This is a genomic window from Actinopolymorpha pittospori (genome assembly GCF_014873875.1).
In the GTDB taxonomy this organism is placed as follows: domain Bacteria; phylum Actinomycetota; class Actinomycetes; order Propionibacteriales; family Actinopolymorphaceae; genus Actinopolymorpha; species Actinopolymorpha pittospori.
The window spans coordinates 7660998-7680024 of the sequence record NZ_JADBEM010000001.1 but is presented as its reverse complement, the minus strand read 5'-3'; the positions used below and the strand labels follow the sequence as shown (position 1 = coordinate 7680024).

18 protein-coding genes are annotated in these 19027 nt (G+C 70.3%); 13 read left to right on the top strand and 5 right to left on the bottom strand.

What is annotated here, in order from left to right; genetic code table 11:
• Positions 1-32 precede the first annotated feature (32 nt).
• Positions 33-1394 (top strand): Pup--protein ligase, encoded by a 1362-nt coding sequence (pafA, locus tag HEB94_RS35830; RefSeq protein WP_192753950.1) that lies wholly within the window; start codon positions 33-35, stop codon positions 1392-1394.
• 124 nt (positions 1395-1518) lie between these two features.
• Entirely contained in the window at positions 1519-2493 is a 975-nt protein-coding gene (locus tag HEB94_RS35825; RefSeq protein ID WP_192753949.1) for an FKBP-type peptidyl-prolyl cis-trans isomerase, read from the top strand.
• Between the two features lie 95 nt (positions 2494-2588).
• Here HEB94_RS35825 and HEB94_RS35820 read toward each other — a convergent pair whose 3' ends face one another.
• Positions 2589-3665: a DUF3866 family protein gene (locus HEB94_RS35820; RefSeq protein ID WP_192753948.1), complete on the bottom strand. Its 1077-nt coding sequence runs from the start codon at positions 3663-3665 to the stop codon at positions 2589-2591.
• Positions 3666-3819: 154 nt separating this feature from the next.
• Here HEB94_RS35820 and HEB94_RS35815 point away from each other — a divergent pair, with 154 nt between their 5' ends.
• From HEB94_RS35815 to HEB94_RS35775, 9 genes are all read left to right on the top strand, one after another.
• On the top strand, positions 3820-4794 hold the full coding sequence (locus HEB94_RS35815) for a WYL domain-containing protein (RefSeq protein WP_192753947.1): 975 nt from the start codon (positions 3820-3822) through the stop codon (positions 4792-4794).
• The gene (locus tag HEB94_RS35810; protein ID WP_192753946.1) at positions 4784-5797 is read left to right on the top strand and encodes a WYL domain-containing protein; all 1014 of its coding nucleotides are present in this window, start codon (positions 4784-4786) and stop codon (positions 5795-5797) included. Before HEB94_RS35815 ends, HEB94_RS35810 begins: the two co-directional genes overlap by 11 nt.
• Positions 5798-5911: 114 nt before the next feature.
• Positions 5912-6163, top strand: coding sequence for a hypothetical protein (locus HEB94_RS35805; RefSeq protein ID WP_192753945.1), 252 nt, complete (start codon positions 5912-5914; stop codon positions 6161-6163).
• 71 nt (positions 6164-6234) lie between these two features.
• Complete coding sequence (locus tag HEB94_RS35800; protein ID WP_192753944.1) at positions 6235-6501, top strand: Sec-independent protein translocase subunit TatA; 267 nt, start codon at positions 6235-6237, stop codon at positions 6499-6501.
• A 111-nt stretch (positions 6502-6612) separates the two neighbouring features.
• On the top strand, positions 6613-7476 hold the full coding sequence (gene tatC / locus HEB94_RS35795) for a twin-arginine translocase subunit TatC (protein WP_337918140.1): 864 nt from the start codon (positions 6613-6615) through the stop codon (positions 7474-7476).
• Positions 7477-7657: 181 nt separating this feature from the next.
• Positions 7658-8542 (top strand): diacylglycerol kinase, encoded by an 885-nt coding sequence (locus tag HEB94_RS35790; RefSeq protein WP_192753943.1) that lies wholly within the window; start codon positions 7658-7660, stop codon positions 8540-8542.
• 88 nt (positions 8543-8630) lie between these two features.
• Positions 8631-11372: a DEAD/DEAH box helicase gene (locus HEB94_RS35785; RefSeq protein ID WP_192753942.1), complete on the top strand. Its 2742-nt coding sequence runs from the start codon at positions 8631-8633 to the stop codon at positions 11370-11372.
• A gap of 9 nt (positions 11373-11381) precedes the next feature.
• A complete protein-coding gene (locus HEB94_RS53855; RefSeq protein ID WP_202896742.1) occupies positions 11382-12218 on the top strand; it encodes a helix-turn-helix domain-containing protein in 837 nt (278 codons plus the stop codon).
• Between the two features lie 5 nt (positions 12219-12223).
• On the top strand, positions 12224-12643 hold the full coding sequence (locus tag HEB94_RS35775) for a VOC family protein (protein WP_192753941.1): 420 nt from the start codon (positions 12224-12226) through the stop codon (positions 12641-12643).
• A gap of 13 nt (positions 12644-12656) precedes the next feature.
• On the opposite strand, the gene HEB94_RS35770 is transcribed toward HEB94_RS35775, so the two are convergent.
• Positions 12657-13661, bottom strand: coding sequence for a phosphotransferase (locus HEB94_RS35770; RefSeq protein WP_192753940.1), 1005 nt, complete (start codon positions 13659-13661; stop codon positions 12657-12659).
• Between the two features lie 243 nt (positions 13662-13904).
• Here HEB94_RS35770 and HEB94_RS35765 point away from each other — a divergent pair, with 243 nt between their 5' ends.
• Positions 13905-14993, top strand: a complete 1089-nt coding sequence (locus HEB94_RS35765) for a glycoside hydrolase family 172 protein (protein ID WP_192753939.1) — start codon at positions 13905-13907, stop codon at positions 14991-14993.
• A gap of 66 nt (positions 14994-15059) precedes the next feature.
• Here HEB94_RS35765 and HEB94_RS35760 read toward each other — a convergent pair whose 3' ends face one another.
• The 3 genes from HEB94_RS35760 to HEB94_RS35750 form a co-directional block, all read right to left on the bottom strand.
• Positions 15060-16019 (bottom strand): 5'-3' exonuclease, encoded by a 960-nt coding sequence (locus HEB94_RS35760; protein ID WP_192753938.1) that lies wholly within the window; start codon positions 16017-16019, stop codon positions 15060-15062.
• 72 nt (positions 16020-16091) lie between these two features.
• The gene (locus tag HEB94_RS35755) at positions 16092-17255 is read right to left on the bottom strand and encodes a DNA glycosylase AlkZ-like family protein (RefSeq protein ID WP_192753937.1); all 1164 of its coding nucleotides are present in this window, start codon (positions 17253-17255) and stop codon (positions 16092-16094) included.
• A 53-nt stretch (positions 17256-17308) separates the two neighbouring features.
• Positions 17309-17776, bottom strand: coding sequence for a YbaK/EbsC family protein (locus HEB94_RS35750; RefSeq protein ID WP_192753936.1), 468 nt, complete (start codon positions 17774-17776; stop codon positions 17309-17311).
• 98 nt (positions 17777-17874) lie between these two features.
• Between HEB94_RS35750 and HEB94_RS53850 the strand changes: the two genes are divergently transcribed.
• A complete protein-coding gene (locus HEB94_RS53850) occupies positions 17875-19002 on the top strand; it encodes a M24 family metallopeptidase (RefSeq protein WP_192753935.1) in 1128 nt (375 codons plus the stop codon).
• Positions 19003-19027: the final 25 nt, after the last annotated feature.

The following is a 19027-nucleotide window of genomic DNA, read 5'->3' as shown; positions in this document are numbered from 1 at the left end:
CCAGGCACTTCCGACGACATAGTGTGGTGACCATGGACCGCCGCATCTTTGGCCTCGAGAACGAGTACGGCGTCACCTGTACCTTCCGCGGTCAGCGGCGGTTGTCGCCGGACGAGGTGGCGCGCTACCTCTTCCGGCGGGTGGTGTCCTGGGGGCGGAGCAGCAACGTCTTTCTACGCAACGGCGCCCGGCTCTACCTCGACGTGGGCAGTCACCCCGAATACGCCACGCCCGAGTGCGACTCGATCACCGACCTGGTGACGCACGACAAGGCGGGCGAACGCATCCTCGAGGGGCTCCTCGTCGACGCCGAGCGGAGGCTGCGCGAGGAGGGCATCGCTGGCGATGTCTACCTCTTCAAGAACAATACGGACTCGGCCGGAAACTCCTACGGCTGCCACGAAAACTACCTCGTCAGCCGGCATGGGGAGTTCTCTCGGCTGGCTGACGTGCTCATCCCGTTCCTGGTCTCCCGGCAGATCATCTGCGGTGCCGGCAAGGTCCTGCAGACACCGCGGGGCGCCGTCTACGCCGTGAGCCAGCGGGCCGAGCACATCTGGGAGGGCGTCTCCTCGGCGACGACCCGCTCCCGGCCCATCATCAACACGCGGGACGAGCCACACGCCGACGCCGAGCGTTACCGCCGCCTCCACGTGATCGTCGGCGACTCGAACATGTCCGAGGCGACGACGCTGCTCAAGGTCGGCGCGACCGACCTGGTGCTGCGGATGATCGAGTCCGGCCTGGTCCTGCGCGACCTCACGCTGGAGAACCCGATCCGGGCCATCCGGGAGATCTCGCACGACATCACCGGTCGCCGCAAGGTTCGCCTCGCCAACGGCCGGGAGGCGAGCGCCCTGGAGATCCAGGAGGAGTACTTCACGAAGGCACGCGACTTCGTCGAACGCCGCGAACTCGCCACGCCCATCGTGACCAAGGTGCTCGATCTGTGGGAGCGGACCCTGAAGGCCGTCGACTCCGGCGACCTCTCGCTGGTCGAACGCGAGATCGACTGGGTGGCGAAGTACCGCCTCATCAACCGCTACCGCACCAAGCACGGGCTGTCGCTGAACAGCCCGCGGGTGGCCCAGCTCGACCTCGCCTACCACGACATCCACCGCGATCGTGGCCTCTACTACCTTCTCGAGCGCCGCGGCTCGGTCACCAGACTGACCAACGACCTGCAGGTCTTCGAGGCGAAGTCGGTGCCTCCGCAGACGACCCGGGCCCGGCTGCGCGGAGAGTTCATCAAGCGGGCGCAGGAGCGTCGACGTGACTTCACCGTCGACTGGGTGCACCTGAAGCTCAACGACCAGGCCCAGCGCACGGTCCTGTGCAAGGACCCGTTCCGCAGCGTCGACGAGCGTGTGGAAAAACTCATTCAAAGCATGTAAATCCGCGCGCTCCCTCGAAAACGGTTACGTTCTGTGCATCGATGGGTCGCTCAGGGACGTCTAAGGTTCGAGGTCTAGGGTGAGCCACTGTTCCCTGTCGGCCGTCTTCTTGAGGTGTGTTCTTGTGCGTCGTGGACTCCTAGCCGTACTCCTGACGTCCTTGCTCCTGGTGGCGGCAGCCTGCGGGTCGTCCGCCGATAGCGGCAGTAAGACGTCCAACGCCTCACCGAGCGCGACGGCCAAGACCAGCAGCTCCATCGAGGCGGTCAAGGTCACCGGCGATCAGGGCAAGAAGCCCGCGGTGTCGTTCCCGAAGCCCTTCAAGGCGACCAACACCCAGTCGAAGGTGCTGAAGGCAGGCACTGGGGAGAAGATCACCGAGGGCCAGCAGGTCGTCGTCGACTACGTCGGCATCAACGGACGCGACAGCAAGGAGTTCGACTCCTCCTGGCAGCGCGGCCAACCCGCCACCTTCGGCCTCGCCAAGGGTCAGCTCATCAACGGTTTCGTCACCGGCCTGGTCGGCAAGACCGTCGGTAGCCGGGTGCTCATCACGATCCCGCCGAAGGACGGCTACGGAACGGCCGGCCAGCCGCAGGCCGGCATCCAGGGCACCGACAGCCTCATCTTCGTCATCGACGTGAAGAGCGCCTACAAGCCCCTCAGCCAGGCCAAGGGTGAAGCTGTCACGCCCCCCGCGAACCTGCCGGTGGTCAAGACCGACGCGAAGGGTGTCCCGACCACCATCACGATCCCGAAGGGCGCGGCCGCTCCCAAGGAGCTCGTCACCCAGCCGCTCATCAAGGGCGAGGGCGCCAAGGTGAAGGCGACCCAGACCATCAACTTCCACTACGTCGCCGTCAACTGGCGGACCGGCAAGGAGTTCGACAACTCCTGGAAGCGCGGCAACTTCGAGAACCTCCCGCTCGGACAGACCACCGTGAAGGGTCTGACCGAGGGACTCACCGGCCAGCCCGTCGGTAGCCGTGTGCTGCTCATCGTGCCGCCGAGCAAGGGCTTTGGTCAGGACCTCCCCAACACCGACGTGAAGAAGACCGACACGGTCGTCTTCGTGGTGGACGTCCTCGGAGCGCAGTAGTTCACCTGTCGCTGACCGGGGCCGCACCGCGGGCCCGCTCAGCGACACGGGACGACCCCGGACTCGCCGAACCGAGACCGACGCCGCCCGGCCCCTCACCGATGGTCGAGGAGCCGGGCGGCGTGGCGTCCGGCCGCAGCACAGCCGACGAAGTAGGCGTGGTCACGCGCGAGGTTTCGGCCCATGGACGAGAGCGTGACGGGACACAGGCGCAGAGCCGCGTCCAGGCCCCTGGTCGGCACCTCGACGAGGCGGTGGCGTTCGCCCAGCGGCCCGACCGCCTTGCGTACGCGTTCGCCGAACGTTCCGGGAAGTTCGGGGACCACCACGTCGGCGGCGGCCAGCGCGACCCGGCCGTAGGCCGTCAGACTGTGGTGCGAGACGCCCTGGTGCCTGGTGCGCGGATCGGCCTCGGAGACGCGCAGAGCAGCGACGGGCCGGCCGCGCAGGACCGCGACCGCGTTGACCGCCTCGCCGGCCGCGACACCGGTGAAGCCCCACCGGGTGCCGGTGCCGAGGTTGCCCGGCCCCTGCGTCACCACCACGACCTCCGCCCCGAGCACGAGCCGGGCCGCGAGCAGACCCGTGTGCAGGGTGGCGGCCTCCAGGTCCCCGCCGAAGGCCTGCCCGACCGTGACCGTTCCGGCACCCAGCCAGCCGGCGTCCACCAGCCCAGCGACGGTCCGTGACAGCGCCAGGGGGAGGGCGGCACCGTCGGTCATCACGTAGGCGACGGTCGTGCCGGGCCGGGCGTCGTACAGGCCGGCGAGAACGGCGGGGAGGGCCGAGTGCAGGTCGGCGATCACGACCGGCATCCCGGCCAGGTCGTCCGCGTCCTGCAAAATCCCGTGGGCGGGGGAGTCCTGCTCGTCGATGCCGAGCACCGTCGCCTGCAGCGGCGAGTAGCGGGCCTTGACGAGATGTCCGGGTCCGTCCTGGTCCGGCGGCAGCCGGTCGGGAAGCGCCACGACCAGGGCGAACCCGCCCGTGCCGAGGCCGAGGGCGTAGGCCGTGGTGTTGAGCAGGACCCGGTCGCCGGGCTCGGGCCGGCCGACGAGATCGACGTAGGCCAGGGCCGGGACCAGGCCCTCCGTGGTCTGGACGTCGAGCTCGACCGCCCCCGCCCACGACCGGCGTATCTGGCCCGCCACGCCTTCCCGCCATCGGATCACAGCTCGCGAGGCTACCGGCTGGTCCTGGTTTGCCTGGGATATCCGGCATGGCCGCGCTTTCCGGCCGTGTCGCCGCTCCGCGTGCGGTAGCCTCACGCCGATGGTCGCTACTCTGTTCGAGTGGATCCCGCCGCGCGGAAGGGGGTGAGCGCGCGTGGTGCCCCGCAAGTCCGAGCGACTGATGAACCTCGTGATCTGCCTGCTCGTCTCCCGCCACTTCGTGCCCAAGGCCAAGCTGCGCCAGCTGGTGGAGGACTACCGCGAGCAGACTCCGGACGCCTTCGAGAAGATGTTCGAGCGCGACAAGGAAGAGCTCCGCGATCTCGGCATCCCGATCGAGGTCGGCGCCGTTGCCACCGGCTTCGACGACGAGGTGGGCTACCGCATCCGGCGCAGTGAGTTCGAGCTGCCGCCCCTGACGTTCACCGCCCAGGAGACTGCCGTCCTCGGCCTCGCCGCCCGGGTCTGGCAGAACGCCGGCCTGGCCGAGGCCACCTCCCGCGCGGTTCTGAAACTCGGAGCCGAAGGCGTCGAGACCGATCCCGGTGCGCTCTCCGACCTCGAACCCCGGCTACCGGCCAGCGAGCCGGCGTTCGAGCCCCTGTGGCGTGCTGTCCAGGCTCGGAGCGTCGTGTCCTTCGACTACCGGCGGCCGGGCACCGGGGGACCCCAGCACCGGACGCTGGAGCCGTGGGGCATCCTCAACTGGCGCAGCCGCTGGTACGTCGTCGGCCACGACCGTGACCGGGACGCGACCCGAATGTTCCGGTTGTCCCGGATCGTCGGGCAGGTCCAGTTGGTCAGCAGGCCGCGCGCGTTCACCGTTCCCGACGGGGTCGACATCCGCGCCGAGGCGGCGAGCCTGTCGCCTCCGGAGGACCCGGGACGCACGGCCCGCATCCGCGTACGCTCCGGCGCCGGCAACGGACTCCGTCGTCGCGCCGCCGCCGTCACACCCGACGGCGAGGGCTGGGACATCGTGGACGTCGCCTTCCAGGACGCGATGTCGCTCGCGGAGGAGGTCGCCGGTTACGCGGCCGACGCGGTCGCTCTCGAGCCGCCCGACCTGCGTGAGGCGGTCATCCGGCATCTGAAGGACCTGCTTGTGGAGGTGGCACGTGGCACCTGAGTTCGCCCGTACGCCCGGCCCGGGCGGTGCCAAGGAACAGGTACGCCGCCTGCTCGCGCTGCTGCCCTACCTCCTTGCCCATCCCGGTGCCCGGGTCGCCGACGTCGCGCGGGTCTTCGGGATCACCGAGAAACAGCTCGTCTCCGACCTCGGGGTGCTGTGGTTCTGCGGTCTGCCCGGGATGATGCCGGGCGACTACATCGAGGTCGACATGGACGCCGTGGAGGGCGAAGGCGTCATCCACGTGTCCAACGCCGACTTCCTCGCCCGACCCCTGCGCCTGTCGGCCGACGAGGCGCTGGGACTGCTCGTGGCGCTGCGCGTCCTTCGCGAGACCGGCGCCGAGGCGGAGCGATGCCTGCTCGACCCGGTGATCAGCCGGTTGGAGGAGGCCGCCGGGCAGGTCAACAGCGGCGTCGACAAGGTCGCCGTCCGAGTCGACACCTTCGAGGACCCGGAGGTTCGGGCCACGGTGAAGGAAGCCCTCGACCACGACCGGCGGCTGCATCTGCGGTACTGGGTGCCCTCGCGCGATGAGACCACCGACCGCGACGTCGACCCGATGCGACTCGTGCAGGCCGACGGGTTCACCTATCTCGAGGGTTGGTGCCACCGGGCCCAGGACGTCCGGCTGTTCCGGCTCGACCGTGTCACCTCTGCGCGGGTGCTCGACGAGCCCTCCGCGCCTCCGCCGCAGGCGCGGCCACGCGACCTGACCGAAGGCGTGTTCCAGCCTTCGCCCGACCACGCCGTGGTCACCCTCGAGCTCGATCCACCAGTCGCCTGGGTGGCGGAGTACTACCCCTGCGAACAGGTCACCGAGTTGCCCGACGGATCCCTGCGGGTGCGCATGCGGGTGGCCGATCCGCGGTGGCTCCGCCGGCTCGCGCTCCGGCTCGGGGGAGCGGCCCGGGTGGTCGAACCGGCCGAGATGGCGGAGTCCGTCCGTCGGGACGCGGTAGAGGCGTTGGCCGCCTACGAGACGACCGGCGCGGCCGGCTGACCGGCGTCAACCCCCGTTCTCCGGTCCTGGTCATCCTGGATGTCGCCAAGGGGCAACCCTGAGGACACTTGCGGGCGGGTGCGGCGGAAGCTTCGGGCCGCTAGTGTGCTGCCCGTGAGGTGGGTCCTGATCTTCGGCGGAATCGCCGTCTTCGCGGTGGTTCTGTACGCCCTGCTCGGCGCGTGGCTGTGGCGTCGGGCGAAGGGACTCTTCGCCGAGATCGAGGCAGCCGAGCGGAAGCTGCAGGTGGTGGCAGGTGGCCCGGCGGGTCACCATGAGGTCGAACCGGACGCGTCGGCTGATCGCGCGACTCATCCGGGCAAGCGAGGCCGCCACCTGAAGGCCGGGGCCGGTCATCACAGCTGAACCAAGCCCTCGCCGCAAACTTGCCGTCAGGGCGTACCATCAAGCGAGAATCGCTGACTGAGAGGCTAATCATGGGATCTCTTGGACCGACCGAGCTGATCATCATCGGCGTCGTCCTCGTGTTGCTCTTCGGTGCGACGCGACTCCCGCAGACCGCCAAGGGCCTCGGCCAGGCGCTCAAGATCTTCAAGAAGGAAGTCCGCGACGAGGACAAGCCTCAGGACGTCGCCGCGCAGGCGCCGGTCCAGTCGCCGGCGATCCAGCCGAACGTCAACGGCGTCAACGGCACCCCGGTCGTCCGTCAGACCGCTGAGGACGCTGAGCACACCAACCGGTGACGCCCGCCTCAATGGCGAGCAACACCATGCAGTGAAGTCCGATCTACCGGTGACGTGAAGGTCCTTGCCACCAGGTCCCCCTGACGTGAGTGGCGCGAACTTGGGGGTGTCGTGAGCCTGTCCCTCGGCCGGATGAAGGTCCGGCGCACGCCGAAGCCGCCGCCGGACCCTGAGGGTCGGATGGCGCTCGTCGAGCACCTGCGCGAGTTGCGTTCGCGCCTTTTCAAGGCTGTCGGCGCGATGGTCATCGGTGGGATCCTGGGTTGGATTTTCTACAGCCAGCTGTTCGACCTGCTCAAGCACCCACTCGATGACGCGATCGCCAACCTGAACGCGAAGCGCGCTCTCGATGCCAAGCTGACGTTCAACAACGTCGCCGGCCCCTTGATGATGCAGCTGAAAGTCTCGCTGATCGCGGGACTGGTGCTCTCGTCGCCGGTCTGGCTGTACCAGCTGTGGGCGTTCATCGTTCCTGGGTTGCACCGGAACGAGCGCAAGTGGACGATGGTGTTCATGGGCTCGGCCGCGCCGCTGTTCATCGGCGGCATCCTGGTCGGTTACCTCGCGCTGCCCAAGGGCCTCAACGTCCTGATCGACTTCACCCCGATCGGGGTGGCGAACTACGCCAGCGTGGACGTCTATCTGTCGTTCGTCCTGCGGCTGCTCCTGGTCTTCGGCGTCGCGTTCGAGATTCCGGTGTTCGTCGTCCTGCTCAACCTGGTCGGCATCCTGTCGGTGGCGCGGCTGAGCCGGATGCGTGCCTGGATCATCTTCGGCATCTTCGTCTTCGCCGCGATCGCGACGCCTTCGACGGACCCGATCACGATGCTCCTGCTCGCCGCCCCGATGACGGTGCTCTTCCTCCTGTCGGAACTCATCGCGCGGTTCACCGAGCGGCGCCGCCGGGCACGGCTGATCGCCCAGGGCATCGATCTGGACGACATCGAGCGCGCCGGTCGCCTCGACGACGACTGAGCCAAGGACCTGTGAAGGGGGGCCGGCCCATGGGTCGGCCCCCTTCGCCATCTCCCGGCACGGCCAGCGCACCAGTGCACCCGGAATGCCCGGGCGCCCCGCCTGGACGAATCGGTGACGCTCCGCTGTGAGTTTGAGACCGCGGTGAGCAGACAGCCGTCCAGGGCGCTACGCTCGCCGCGTGGCCCGTGAGATCGCCGTCCTCGTCAACCCCACGTCCGGCCGTGGCCGTGGCGCGCGGCTCGCCGATCCCGTCACCAAGCGGTTGGGCGAAGCCGGTCTGCGTGCCCGCTGGGAAGCCGGACGGGACGCCTCCGAAGCCCTCGACATGGCGCGTCGTGCCGTGGCACGTGGAGTCGACGGACTGGTCGTGATCGGCGGTGACGGCATGGTGCACCTCGCCCTGCAGGCCGTCGCCGAGACCACGACGCCGTTGGCCGTGATCCCGGCCGGCACCGGCAACGATCTCGCCCGTGCTCTGGGCCTCCCACTCCGCGATCCACTCGCCGCCGTCGACGTCGTCGTCGCGGGGTTCACGCGTTCCCAGGACCTCGGCAAGGTCGGCTCCGAGTGGTTCGCGACGGTGCTCGGTGCGGGCTTCGACTCCAAGGTCGCCGAACGCGTCGGGAAGATCAGCTGGCCGCGCGGTCGGATGCGCTACGACATGGCGGTCGTGGCGGAGCTGAGGTCGTTCAAGCCGCAGCACTTCGTCATCGAGCTCGACGACGAGGAAGAGCATGCCGAGGCGCTCCTGGTGGCGGTCGGCATCACGAACTCCTACGGCGGCGGACTCCGCATCTGTGAGGGTGCCGACCCGACCGACGGGCTGCTCGAGGTCGCGGTGATCGGTGCACTGCCCCTGCACGAGTTGGTGCCACTCTTCCCGAAACTGTCCAAAGGCACGCATGTGGGGCATCCCGCGGTGACGATGTACCGCGCGAAGCGCGTGAGCCTCGCCTCGGCCGGGCTCACCGCCTACGCCGACGGCGAGCGGGTCGGCCCGCTGCCGGTCACGGTGCAGTGTGTGCCCGGAGCGCTCCGGGTCTTCGCGCCGCCGCCCCGCTAGGCGATCGCGGACACGCCGTCGCGCGCGGACATCCCGGGAAGCCACCCGCGTCGCCGACGCCGGCCCGCGCAGGCCGTAGCCTGTAGCCATGAGCTCCCCGGCGGAGCGGTACGCCCGGTTCCAGGACGGCAACGGCACCTCGCTCCAGGCGTTTCGACAGCTCTACGACTTCGACTTCGATCCGTTCCAGGTCACCGCCTGTCGCGCTCTGGAGGAGGGCAGAGGCGTTCTGGTGGCCGCACCGACCGGCTCCGGAAAGACCGTGGTGGGCGAGTTCGCCGTCCACCGCGCGCTGGAAACCGGCGGTAAGTGTTTCTACACGACCCCGATCAAGGCTCTGTCCAACCAGAAGTTCGCCGAACTCGCCCAGCGATACGGCTCCGACCAGGTGGGTCTGCTCACCGGCGACAACACGATCAACGGTGAGGCGCCGGTCGTCGTGATGACGACCGAGGTGCTGCGCAACATGCTGTACGCCGGCTCCTCGACCCTGCGTGGTCTGTCCTACGTCGTCATGGACGAGGTGCACTACCTCGCCGACCCGTTCCGCGGTGCCACCTGGGAGGAAGTGATCATCCATCTCCCGGAGTCGGTGCAACTCGTCTCGTTGTCCGCCACCGTCTCCAACGCCGAGGAGTTCGGCGAGTGGCTCGCGACCGTACGCGGTCACACCGAGATCGTGGTCGAGGAACGTCGCCCGGTGCCGCTCTTCCAGCACGTGATGGTGGGCCGGCGGATGTACGACCTGTTCGCCGACACCGGTCGCCCGGACGCGCCCGCGAAGGTCAACCCGGAGCTGGCGCGGATCGTGCGCGACCATTGGCGGTTCGCCAAGCGCGACGACCGTGGACCGCGTCGGACGCGGCAGCCGCGGGGCGGCAACCGGATCGCGTTCACTCCGAGCCGGGCCCAGGTCGCTGAGAAGCTCGAAGGCGAAGGGCTGCTTCCGGCGATCGTGTTCATCTTCAGCCGACAGGCCTGCGACGCGGCGGTCCTGCAGTGCATGTACGCCGGTATCCGGCTCACCCGCCCCGACCAGGCGGCCGAGATCCGGGCCTATGTCGAGTCCCGAACCGCCGACCTGCCAGCCGACGACCTCGCCGTACTCGGTTACTACGAATGGCTGGAGGGCCTCGAACGCGGGATCGCCGCGCACCACGCCGGCATGCTTCCGACGTTCAAGGAAGTTGTCGAGGTGCTCTTCGCCCGAGGCCTGGTCAAGCTGGTCTTCGCCACCGAGACACTCGCGCTCGGCATCAACATGCCCGCGCGCTCGGTGGTTTTGGAGAAGCTCGTCAAGTGGAACGGCCAGACGCACGCCGACGTCACGCCGGGGGAGTACACCCAGCTCACCGGACGCGCCGGCCGCCGCGGCATCGACGTCGAGGGACATGGCGTGGTGCTCTGGCAGCCAGGGCTCGACCCCGGGTCGGTGGCGGGTCTGGCGTCGACCCGCACCTATCCGCTCCGGTCCAGCTTCCGGCCCTCGTACAACATGGCCGTCAACCTGGTCCGGCAGGTCGGCCGTGAACGCGCCCGCGAACTGCTCGAGTCGTCGTTCGCCCAGTTCCAGGCCGACCGTGCGGTCGTGGGTCTCGTTCGTCAGGTACGGCGTAGCGAGGAGGCGCTCGAGGGGTATCGCGAGGCGATGCAGTGCCATCTCGGCGACTTCCTGGAGTACGCCACGATCCGGCGGAAGATCAAGGAGCGGGAGAACCAGCTGTCCCGGCGCAACCGGGCCGACCGGCGGGCCGAGGTCGTGGACTCGCTCGGACGGCTCCGCTCGGGTGACGTCATCCAGGTCCCGGCAGGTCGGCAGGCCGGCATCGCCGTCGTTCTCGACCCGGGCCACGCCGCGGGTGGCGACGGTCCGCGACCGACCGTCCTGACGGAGGACCACCGGGTACGCCGGCTGTCGTTGGTCGACTTCCCGCTTCCGGTGGAGGCCCTGACCCGGATGCGGCTGCCGCGCTCGTTCAACCCACGCAACGCCCAGCAACGGCGTGACCTGGCCTCGACGTTACGCCAGAAGGCTCCCGAAGAGCTGCCACCGATGCGTCGGCGGCGCGGAGGCTCGCCGGCGGAGGAGGACCAGACCCTGCAGGATCTGCGCGCGGCGATGCGGGCGCATCCCTGCCACGGGTGCGACGAGCGGGAGGACCATGCCCGCTGGTCGGAGCGGTACCTCCGGCTGGAGCGGGAGACCGAAGGCCTGCAACGCCGCGTCGACGCCCGGTCCAACACGATCGCGCGCCAGTTCGACCGGGTGTGCGAGGTGCTGGACGAACTCGGTTATCTCAAGGGCGACCGCACCACCGAGGCGGGCGACCGACTGTCCCGGATCTACACCGAACTGGACCTCGTGGCGGCCGAGGCCCTCCGGCAGGGGACCTGGGACAAGCTGACCCCGCCCGAACTGGCGGCGTCGCTGTCGGCGCTGGCGTATGAGTCCCGTACGCCGGACGACGTCGGACCACCCAAGCTGCCCGGCGGCGCGGCCAAGGAGGCGCTCGGCTCCCTGGTCCGGATCTGGGGCGACCTGGAGGCGCTCGAACGCGACTTCCACGTCGACTTCCTACGGGAGCCCGATCTCGGCTTCGCCTGGGCGGCCTACCGCTGGGCGTCCGGGATGTCGTTGGCCAACGTGCTCGACGAGACCGGGTTCGCCGCGGGCGACTTCGTACGCTGGATCAAGCAGATCCTCGACCTGGCCGACCAGGTGGCCGACGCGGCGGGCGCGGGCCCGTTGCGCACCACCGCCCGGGCGACGGTGGAGGCCCTGCGGCGCGGTGTCGTCGCCTACGCCTCCGTCGGTTCCGACGCCACCTGAGCGGTTCCCGTGACGGAGGTCCAGACCGAGCTGGTGCGCTCCGCGCCGCGGCCGCCGCTGCGGTCGCTGGTGGCCGGCTACCACGGCTACCGCGCCCGCTCAGCGGCCGGGACGCATCGCGGGCTGCCGTCGCGGCACCTGACGTTCGTCGTGACGATCGAGGGCACGGTCGACCTGGTGGGTCCCACCGGCTCGGTCCGGTCGTTCGACCGGATCGTGGGAGGTCTGCGCGACGTACCGGTCTCGATCGCCCACGACGGCCACCAGTACGGCATCCAGGCAGACCTCACGCCGCTCGGTGCGCGGATCCTGTTCGGGCTGCCCGCCGGCGAGCTGGCGGGCACCGACGTCGACCTGGAGACCCTGCTCGGTCGCCGTACGGGTGAGTTCGTCGACCGGGTGCGTACCGCGACCACCTGGGGGCAGCGGTTCGCCCACCTCGACACGGCGTTCGAGCGGCTCGCCGCGTCGGCACCGGAGTCGGCGCCCGCGCCCGAGGTTGGCTGGGTGTGGCGGCGGCTCGCCGAGTCGGCGGGCGGGGTCGAGGTCGCGGCGCTCGCGGCCGAGGTGGGGTGGAGCCGCCAGCACCTGCGGACGTCGTTCCGGGCGGAGTACGGCCTGACCCCGAAGGTCGCCGCCCGGCTGATGCGGTTCGAGGCGGCACGGCGGCTCGTGGCCGGGCCGGAACGCATGAGCCTGGCGCAGGTCGCGGTCCGCTGCGGGTATGCCGACCAGGCCCATCTGCACCGGGACTGGACCGCGTTCGCCGGCTGCACCCCGACGACCTGGATCGCGGAGGAGCTTCCATTTGTCCAAGACGGGTCAGGCGGCGCCGTGGAATCGTGACCGCCATGACCACGACAACACCCACACCCACCGTCTGGGCTGGCCTGAGCTACGTCGACGCGCCGGCCGCGATCCGGTTCCTGGTCGACGTGCTCGGTTTCACCGAGACCCTGGTGGTGCCCGGTGAGAACGGACGCGAGATCGTCCACGCCGAGCTGCGCTGGCCCGAGGGCGGCGGCGTGATGCTCGGCAGCCACGACGAGGCCAACGAGCTGATGCCGACCAAGCCGGGGATGAGCTCGGTGTACGTCGTCACCGACGACCCCGACCGGGTCCACGAACGCTGTGTCGCCGCCGGAGCGGAGATCGCCCGCGAGATGCGGGAGGAGGACTACGGCTCGCGCGGTTTCGTCGTCCGGGACCCCGAGGGCGGCGTCTGGAGCTTCGGCACCTACCGGGGCGCGCCCGAACCCGCCGCCGAGTAGGCGTCCGAGACGATCAGGCGAGCTGACCGCGCAGGATGGCCCAGCTGTCCGGGAACGGTGTGAAGCCGGGCCCGGCCGCCCGCAGGAACACCCGCAGCCGGTTCTCGCCACGCAGGTAGATGGTCTCGTGCAGCCACGGCGCGTGCAGCCGGGAGAATCCGTACCTCGCGGCCGCCGCGTCGAGTTGCTCCGACGTCAACTCGAGCAGCGTGCGATATCCGGCGAGGAACGCCGTACAGAGCGCGGGCCGCAGCTGGAAGGACAGGTCCCACGTCCGTACGACCTCCTCGGCCCGGCAGTGGTGGCGGGCCCGGTCCCAGTCGATGACGGCGACGATGCGCTCACCCTCGAAGAACAGGTTGGTCTCCTGGAAGTCGCCGTGGATCGGCTGCGTGGTGTCGGCGCCCGGCGGGTCGGGCAACCGTGGCCCCGCGTTCGCCTCCCACCAGGCCACCCACCCGCGCAGTTGCCCGGCCGCCAGGCGTTCGTCCGGACCCTGCTCGCGACGTTCGACCTCGGCGAGCAGGTCACGCAGTCGCCGAAGCGTCGCGGCTCGGGTGGGCACCGGAACCCTGGCCGCAGTCGCCGGTGAGGCAGCCGACGGTTCCGAGTGGGCCGCGGCGCCGCTGTCGAAGTCGGCGAGCACGAGATGGAGTCGCGCCAGCATGGTGCCCATGGCGTGCGCGTGCGGGGGAGTGAGCTCGGCCTTGGTGACCTGGGTCCCCGGAGCGTGCGCGAACAGCGAGTAGAACCGTCCGCCGTGCTCGACGAGCCGTTCCCCGGCCGCCGTCACGAGGATCGCAGGGACGGGGAGGCCCCGCCCGATGGCGTGCGCGATGACCTGGTGCTCGTGCTCTATCTCGCGGCGGTCGGTGCGCTGATGGCGCCGGAGTACGACAGGCCCCGTCGCGGTCGGAACGAGGAACGTCTCGTTCATGGTGCCGGAGGTGGCCCGCGCGATCGGAGCGATGGGCCGGACCCGCCAACTGTCCAGTACCGAGTCGAGGTCGTCGGACATGACCTCGATGATCCCAACCGGCCCGATCCGCGGCACCCGCGGGGCGAGGCTGTCAGCGGTGACCGACTGGGGCCGAGGGCCGACTGGGCCCGCTGGCGCTGGCGCGCGACTGAGCCGACTGTGGCCGGTACCCGCGCTGACCAGCCTGGCCATGATCCCGCGGCCCGCTCGCGCCCGACCTCCGGATTCGCTTGGCTGGCGTAGGCAAGCAGACCTTGACATACGTCGCATGTAGGAGGGACGTTGTCCAACTTCAACGGCCTCGGGCTGCACCTCGGCAACCTGAGTCGACTCTCGTCCGCACAGACACGCTCGATCAGCGCGGAGAACCCCGACGGCGCACGGGCCGGCGGTGCGCGTGCCACGGAGGGCCTGGACGCGGCCCGCGAACTCGGCCAGGGCTGGAAGGTGCGGCCGTGCATCGACCTCGACGGGGAGTCGGTGGTGACCCTTGCGGACATCGAGGGTCCCGGTGCGATCCAGCACATGTGGATCACGGTGACCTCGGCGGCGTGGCGGCGTCTTGTGTTGCGGTGTTACTGGGATGGCGAGGAGAGCCCGTCGATCGAGGTGCCGCTCGGCGACTTCTTCTGCCACGGCTGGGGGAGCTTCGCGCAGGTCAACTCGCTGCCCGTGGCGGTCAACCCGACGGGCGGCTTCAACTCCTACTGGGAGATGCCGTTCCGCCAGCATGCTCGCGTCACCATCGAGAACCTCGACCCGGAGCCGGTGCGGGGCTTCTTCTACCAGATCACCTACGCGCTCACCGAGGTCGAGGAGGATCGCGCCTACCTGCATGCGCAGTGGCGGCGTAACGATCCCCTTCCGCACGGCGAGGTGCACACGCTGCTCGACGGTGTTCGTGGGCAGGGCCACTACGTGGGCACCTATCTCGCCTGGGAGGTCCACCACGACGGCTGGTGGGGCGAGGGCGAGCTGAAGTTCTACCTCGACGGCGACCAGGAGTTTCCGACGATCTGTGGCACCGGCACGGAGGACTACTTCGGCGGTGCGTGGGCGTTCGAGCACCCCAAGGGTGCGTACGCCGAGTTCAGCACGCCGTACCTCGGGATGCCGCAGATCCTGCTCCCCGACGGCTTCATGCGCACCCAGCAGCGGTTCGGCCTCTACCGCTGGCACGTGCAGGATCCGATCCGTTTCACCAGCGACCTGAAGGTGACGGTCCAGGCGCTCGGCTTCAAGTCCCCGCTGAACGGGAAGGGGCGGTTCCGGCCACTGGAGGACGACATCGCCTCGACCGCGTTCTGGTACCAGACCGAACCCCACGCGCCCTTCCCGACGCTGCCGGAACGTGACCTGCTGGAGCCGTGAGGACGTCGCCGGTCAGCCGGCGACCCGTGGTGGCGACAGCGAGGCCGGCGATCGCGGGCGCGCGGGTCAGCCGTTGCCCGCGTTGCCCGCGTTGGCGGCGAGAGCGGCGGTGACGCGTTCGGCCGACCCGCCGAGACCGAGGCGCCGGACCAGCTCGGCCCAGCGGTCGGGGTCGGCCGGTGCCTTCGGGACCGTCGCGTCGACCTCGGGAAGCTCCGCGTCGGGAAGGACCCTCACGACGGCGCGGGCAGCGGTGAGGTAGTCGGCCGCCTGCCGAAGCTTGAGGCGGAGCGCCGGTGCGAGACCGCTCCCCTCGTCGGCGGCGGCGGCGATCACTTCGTCGAGGCTCGCGTACTTCGAGATCAGTCCGGCCGCCGTCTTGTCGCCGACGCCGGGGACGCCGGGCAGGCCGTCGGAGGGGTCGCCGCGCAGCACCGCGAAGTCGGCGTAGGAACGGCCGGGGATGGCGTACTTCTTCTCGACCCACGCCTCGTCCACGACGTCGAGCCGGCCGACGCCCCGGGCGGTGTAGAGGACGCGGACGACACGCGCGTCGTCGACCAGTTGGAAGAGGTCGCGGTCACCCGTCACGACGTCGACCGGTCGCGGCGAGCGGGCGGTCAGCGTGCCGATGACGTCGTCGGCCTCGCAGCCCGGCGCGCCCACGACGGCGATCCCGAGCGCGGCGAGGGCGGCACGGATCATCGGCACCTGGGTCTCCAGGGCGTCCGGCGCCTCCTCGACGTCGGGACCGCCGGGCACCTCCTCGGCGACGCGGTGCGACTTGTAGGTCGGCAGCAGGTCGACCCGCCACTGCGGTCGCCAGTCGTCGTCCCAGCAGGCGACCAGGTGGGTCGGCCGGTGGTCGCTCACCAGCCGGGCGATGAAGTCCAGCAGGCCCCGCACGGCGTTGACCGGCGTGCCGTCGGGTGCGCGGACGGAGTCGGGCACGCCGAAGAAGGCTCGGAAGTAGAGCGAGGCGGTGTCGAGGAGCAGCGTCTTCTCACCAGCGGTGGGGCTCGGCATGCCGAACAACCTAGACGAGAGTGCCGACGACCGCCCGACGACACCGCGTCGCGCGACCCGTGCCGGCGAGCCTCAGGCGCTCAGCTCCTTCTCCAGCGGTGTTCGGAACCTCGGGATCACGCGGGCCGTTCCGATCCACTTGGCGACCTCGCCCGCGCTCGACTCCACCGCCTGGGCGCACGCGCGGCCGACGTCCTCGAGCAACCGGTAGGTGATCTCCCCGTCGGCCCGTTGTGCCCAGCCGCCGATGATGCGGCCGTCGCTCCACACCGTCGGTCCGACGTTGCCGGAACGGTCGAAGAGCGCGGCGCGGTGGTCGCCGAGGTACCACTCCCGACGCGACCAGCCCATCGCCGTCGGGTCGAGGGCCGGCAGGAAGGCGACCCACGGCTCCGGTTCGGGCACGGGCTCGTGGTCGCCGGGCAGGACCAGACCGGGCTCGCCGTCGAGGTCGACCTCCACCGGGTCGAGCTCTGTCAGGGCCTGCTTGACGTGGCGGGCGGTCCACCCGGTCCACCACCGCAGATCCTCCACGGTGGCGGGACCGTAGGCGGCGAGCCAGCGGCGCGCCAGCTCGACCCGGGCCGTCTCCGCCGCGAGCCGGGGCATCCCGGCGGGCAGCCAGGACTCGATCGGCGACCAGCGCCACTGGGTGCTCGTCCAGGAACCTCGCGGCCGCCCGCGCACGATCCGCCCGTCGGCGGCGAGCAGGAGCAGCACCCAGGTGGTGATGTTCTGCGACCGGCCGTAGGACTTGCCCTCCGCCATCGACACCTGGGAACGCAGCCGCGGTTCGTCGGTGGACAGCTCGGCGCCGGTCGCCTCGCCCCGGGCGGCGAGGGCGCGGGCGGTGGAGTCCTCGACGTCCCTCAGCCAGGCGCCGTCGCCCAGGCCCGCGCCCTCGATGAACTGGGTGTACTTGCGGCGCTGGGTCGCGGCGATCGCGTCGGAGCTGGCGGCCTGGACCACCGGTGCCGAGTCGGTGGGCACCACGAACATCGTGCGGCGCATGGCGAGCATCCGCAGCAGCGTGCGCTCGTCGTAGAGCGCGCGCTCGATGGCCTCCACGTCGACCGAGGCGACCCTCGCGCGAACGGACAGGAACACGGTGGCGGGATCGGTCGCGTGCAGCGCGACGACCGAGGCGGCGGCCGTGACCGGCGTGGGTGCGGCAAGGGCCAACCGGTGGCGGACCCCGAGCCGGGCCCGGCGTTCGTCGACTCCGATGCGTCTCACAGCGAGGGTTCTACCAGCCGCCGGGGACACCCGAGCCTCCCGGGCTCGGGGGCTCAGGGGCTCACATGGGCGGGCTGGCCGCCGGTGAGCCGGACCAACTCGGCGAAGCTGGTCGGGAACATGCTCAGGTGGTCGCCGGCGCCGGCCCAGACGACGTCGTACTTCTCCAGCCAGACGTCGACGACGGTCCGCAGCGGGGCCGGGTGACCCACCGGCGCGACGCCTCCGACCTGCTGTCCGGTGGCCTCGAGTACCCGCTCGGGGGAGGCTCGGCGGATCTTCGCGACGCCGAGCAGCCGGGCGAGATGTCCGGTGTCGACCCGATGTGCTCCACTCGTCAGGACCAGGAGCGGCTCGTCACCGGCCACGAAGACCAGGCTGTTGGCGATCGCGCCCACGTCGCAGCCAAGCCGCTCGGCGGCGGCCGCGGCGGTGGGCACCTCCTGATCGAACGTCCTGACGGTGCCGGCGGCACCGAGTCGGCGGAGGACGGCCTCCACCTGGTCACTTTGCGCACTCATGACTGGTGAACCTAACCGAGCGCCGGTAGCCAGGGCACCGGGATTTCCCGCGCGAGCCGGGCCGTCGCCATGTCCTCGACACGCTCTAGAGTGATCCGGTGACCTCCACTCCGCCTTCGGCCGACCTCAGGCACCGGCTCGACCGTGCCCGGACGTCGGCCGCCGCCGCGGGCGTCGACGCCCTCCTGGTATCGCCCGGATCCGATCTTCGCTACCTCACCGGCTACGACGCGAAGCCGCTCGAGCGGCTCACCTGCCTGATCCTGCCGGCGGAGGGCGTCCCGACGCTGGTCGTACCCGGTCTCGAGCGCCCCGCGGCCACGGCCTCGGGTGTCGGCGACCTCGGGCTCGAGATCGTCCCGTGGCAGGAGACCGACGACCCCTACGCCCTCGTCGCGAAGCTGTTGCCGGCCGACGTACGCCGGGTCGCCCTCGACAACCACATGTGGGCGGAGAAGGTCCTCGCGTTCCGCGCCTCGCTGCCGGGGGTCGAGCAGACCCTCGCCGGAGAGATCCTGCGTGAGCTGCGGATGCGCAAGACGCCTGCCGAGATCGAGGCGCTGCGGGCCGCCGGCGCCGCGATCGACCGGGTCCACGCACGGATCGGTGAGTGGCTGCGGCCCGGCCGCACCGAGGCCGAGGTCGGTCGCGACATCTACGACGCGATCATTGCCGAGGGCCATGTCCAGGTCGACTTCGTGATCGTCGGCTCGGGCCCCAACAGCGCCTCGCCCCACCACGAGGTCTCCGACCGGGTGATCCAGGCCGGCGAGCCGGTCGTCGTCGACATCGGCGGCACCAACGCGGCCGGTTACTGCTCCGACGAGACCCGCACCTACGCCGTCGGCGGACCCGTGCCGGAGGAGTTCACCCGGTTCTACGACGTCCTCCAACGTGCCCAGGAGGCCGCCTGCGCCCACGTCCGGCCCGGCGTCACCGCCGAGTCGGTGGATGCCGTCGCGCGCGACATCATCACCGAGGCCGGATACGGCGACGCCTTCATCCACCGCACCGGCCACGGCATCGGCATGGAGGGCCACGAAGATCCCTACATCGTGGCCGGCAACGCCCTTCCGCTGGAGCCGGGCATGGCCTTTTCCGTGGAGCCGGGCATCTACTTCGAAGGACGTCACGGCGCCCGGATCGAGGACATCGTGGTGGTCACCGAGACCGGGGTCGAAGCCCTCAACCTTCGGCCCCACGATCTACGGCTCATCGATGGCTGACCTGCCCCGTTCCGGCGCGGTACGG

Bases quoted from the DNA above. Each gene is read 5' to 3' on its own strand.
- HEB94_RS35785 (WP_192753942.1), top strand. From the start codon at position 8,631: ATGAGCTCCCCGGCGGAGCGGTACGCCCGGTTCCAGGACGGCAACGGC.
- pafA (WP_192753950.1), top strand. From the start codon at position 33: ATGGACCGCCGCATCTTTGGCCTCGAGAACGAGTACGGCGTCACCTGT.
- HEB94_RS35770 (WP_192753940.1), bottom strand. From the start codon at position 13,661: ATGTCCGACGACCTCGACTCGGTACTGGACAGTTGGCGGGTCCGGCCC.
- HEB94_RS35800 (WP_192753944.1), top strand. From the start codon at position 6,235: ATGGGATCTCTTGGACCGACCGAGCTGATCATCATCGGCGTCGTCCTC.
- HEB94_RS35750 (WP_192753936.1), bottom strand. From the start codon at position 17,776: ATGAGTGCGCAAAGTGACCAGGTGGAGGCCGTCCTCCGCCGACTCGGT.
- HEB94_RS35760 (WP_192753938.1), bottom strand. From the start codon at position 16,019: ATGCCGAGCCCCACCGCTGGTGAGAAGACGCTGCTCCTCGACACCGCC.
- HEB94_RS35775 (WP_192753941.1), top strand. From the start codon at position 12,224: ATGACCACGACAACACCCACACCCACCGTCTGGGCTGGCCTGAGCTAC.